The organism is Methylobacterium indicum, from assembly GCF_001043895.1.
In the GTDB taxonomy this organism is placed as follows: domain Bacteria; phylum Pseudomonadota; class Alphaproteobacteria; order Rhizobiales; family Beijerinckiaceae; genus Methylobacterium; species Methylobacterium indicum.
In genome coordinates this window covers 1-2,774 of record NZ_JTHF01000321.1, presented here as the reverse complement: position 1 = coordinate 2,774, position 2,774 = coordinate 1, and the positions used below count along the sequence as shown (strand labels likewise).

The following is a 2,774-nucleotide window of genomic DNA, read 5'->3' as shown; positions in this document are numbered from 1 at the left end:
AACGCCACCATCGAGGCCGCCCGCGCCGGGACCGCCGGGCGTGGCTTTGCCGTGGTGGCCGCCGAGGTGAAGGAGCTCGCCGGTCAGACGGCCAAGGCGACGCAGGAGATCACCGGCCAGATCGCGGCGATCCAGGCCTCGACCGGCCTCGCCGCCGGCGCGATCGGCGGGATCACCGCGCGGATCGAGGAGATCTCCGGCGTCGCGACCTCGATTGCCGCGGCGGTGGAGGAGCAGGGTGCGGCGACCCAGGAGATCGTCCGCAACGTCTCCCAGGCCGCGGCCGGGACCGGCGAGGTGACCGGTACCATCGCGGGCGTGGCGGGCGCGGCGGAGGAGACGGGCGCGGCGGCGGGTCAGGTGCTCTCGGCGGCCTCCGCGCTGTCGCGCCAGTCCGAGCATCTCTCGGCGGAGGTGACGCGCTTCCTCGCCACCGTCCGGGCGGCCTGAGGGAATGCGAATCGGCAGCCGGCAATCGCCCCGCTCCAGCGGCGCCGGCTGCCGTCGTCTCGTGAATCGGCCGTGCCGAGGCCCTCGCCCACCCGGATATCCCGGCGCCGCGCCGCCGGACGCTCCCGCGCCGCGCGCGCCGCGGCTTGTCATCGCGCCCGCGGGCCGGTAAACGACGAGTCTCGCACCGGGTCCCGCACCCTTTAGGAGACGCGAGCCGTGGCTCATGCCGGCTCCCTGCTGACGCCCCCGACGACCGCCTTCGCGGCGGCGCGGTCGCGCGCGCTCCTCCTCGCCGGCCTTCTCCTTACCAGCCCCTGAGGGCCGTCCGGGCGTGCGCCTGGGCCCTTGGGGGATCTGAGAGACCTGCCGACCAGCCGCGCCCGCGCGACCTTGCGATCCCGGGCGAACCAGGATTTTTTCGCACATGACCGACACGACCGCCCGCACCCCCGCGTCCTCCGAGCGCGTCCTGATCTTCGACACCACCCTGCGCGACGGCGAGCAATGCCCCGGCGCCACCATGACGCTGGAGGAGAAGCTGGCGGTGGCCGAGATGCTCGACGCGATGGGCGTCGACATCATCGAGGCCGGCTTCCCGATCGCCTCCAACGGCGATTTCGAGGCGGTGGCCGAGATCGCCCGCCGCTCCAAGTCCGCGGTGATCGCCGGCCTCGCCCGCGCGATCCCCGCCGACATCGCCCGGGCCGGCGAGGCGGTGAAGTTCGCCCGTCGCGGGCGCATCCACACCTTCGTGTCGACCTCGCCGATCCATCTGGCCCACCAGATGCGCAAGACCGAGGACGAGGTCCTGGAAATCATCCTGAAGACCGTGGCCCAGGCCCGCGACCTCGTCGAGGACGTCGAGTGGTCGGCGATGGACGCGACCCGCACGCCGATCGACTACCTGTGCCGCTGCGTCGAGGCGGCGATCCGGGCCGGCGCCACCACCATCAACCTGCCCGACACGGTCGGCTACGCCACCCCCGACGAGTACCGGGCGATGTTCCGCGCCGTCCGCGAGCGGATGCCGCATTCCGACAAGGCGGTCTTCTCGGTCCATTGCCACAACGACCTCGGCCTGGCGGTCGCGAACTCGCTGGCCGGCATCGAGGGCGGCGCGCGCCAGATCGAGTGCACCATCAACGGCATCGGCGAGCGGGCCGGCAACGCCGCGCTGGAGGAGATCGTGATGGCGATCAAGACCCGTGCCGACGTGCTGCCCTATTCCACCGGCATCGACACCACCCAGCTGGTGCGCGCCTCGAAGCTGGTGGCCGGCGCCACCCACTTCCCGGTCCAGTACAACAAGGCGATCGTCGGCCGGAACGCGTTTGCCCACGAGAGCGGCATCCACCAGGACGGGATGCTGAAGAACCAGACCACCTACGAGATCATGACGCCGGAATCGGTCGGCGTGCACAAGACCTCGCTGGTGATGGGCAAGCATTCGGGCCGCGCCGCCTTCCGCTCCAAGCTCGACGACATGGGCTACCGGCTGTCGGACAACCAGTTCCAGGACGCCTTCGAGCGGTTCAAGGCGCTGGCCGACCGCAAGAAGCACGTCTACGACGAGGACATCGAGGCGCTGGTCGACGAGAATCTGGCCACCGCCCATGACCGCATCAAGCTCGTCTCGCTCACGGTGATGGCCGGCACCCGCGGCCCGCAGCGCGCGACGATGAAGCTCGACATCGAGGGCCGCATCGTCACCGAGGAGACCGACGGCAACGGGCCCGTCGACGCGGTGTTCAAGGCGATCCACGCCCTGGTGCCGCACGAGGCCGCCCTGGAGCTCTACGACGTCCACGCCGTCACCGAGGGCACCGACGCCCAGGCCGAGGTCTCGGTGCGCCTGCGCCAGGACGACCGCATCGTCACCGCCCGCGGCGCCGATCCCGATACCCTGGTCGCCTCGGCCAAGGCCTATCTCGCCGCGCTGAACAAACTGATGGCCGGCGCCAGCCGCCTGCACGCCCAGCACGCGGCCGCCGAGTAGTCGGGGACGCCGGCGCGAGCCGGCAAAAAATCGAACGGCCGGCGGGTTCGGGGCTGGACAGCCCCCCGCCGGCCGATTAAACGACCCTCACCGCCGGGGCGGTTTGGTGGCTTCCCCGGACGTTCTCTTGTGAGAGCGGGCGCATAGCTCAGTTGGTAGAGCAGCTGACTCTTAATCAGCGGGTCCTAGGTTCGAGCCCTAGTGCGCCCACCAATCCAAGTTACTCTCGCGGTAACTGATCCCGAATACCCTTGCGGTACTCGGCACCAGAGGAACGGTTGGTGGCCGTTCCCCTCGTCGCCTCCTGGCGATGGGCGCATAGCTC

2 protein-coding genes and 1 tRNA gene are annotated in these 2,774 nt (G+C 70.6%); all 3 read left to right on the top strand.

What is annotated here, in order from left to right:
- Positions 1 to 450 (top strand): methyl-accepting chemotaxis protein (locus QR78_RS28800; RefSeq protein WP_048431049.1); only part of this gene is annotated, 450 nt, incomplete at its 5' end.
- Positions 451 to 877: 427 nt separating this feature from the next.
- Positions 878 to 2,449, top strand: a complete 1,572-nt coding sequence (locus QR78_RS28795) for a 2-isopropylmalate synthase (RefSeq protein WP_048431048.1) — start codon at positions 878 to 880, stop codon at positions 2,447 to 2,449.
- Between the two features lie 137 nt (positions 2,450 to 2,586).
- A tRNA-Lys gene (locus QR78_RS28790) sits at positions 2,587 to 2,662 on the top strand.
- Positions 2,663 to 2,774 lie beyond the last annotated feature (112 nt).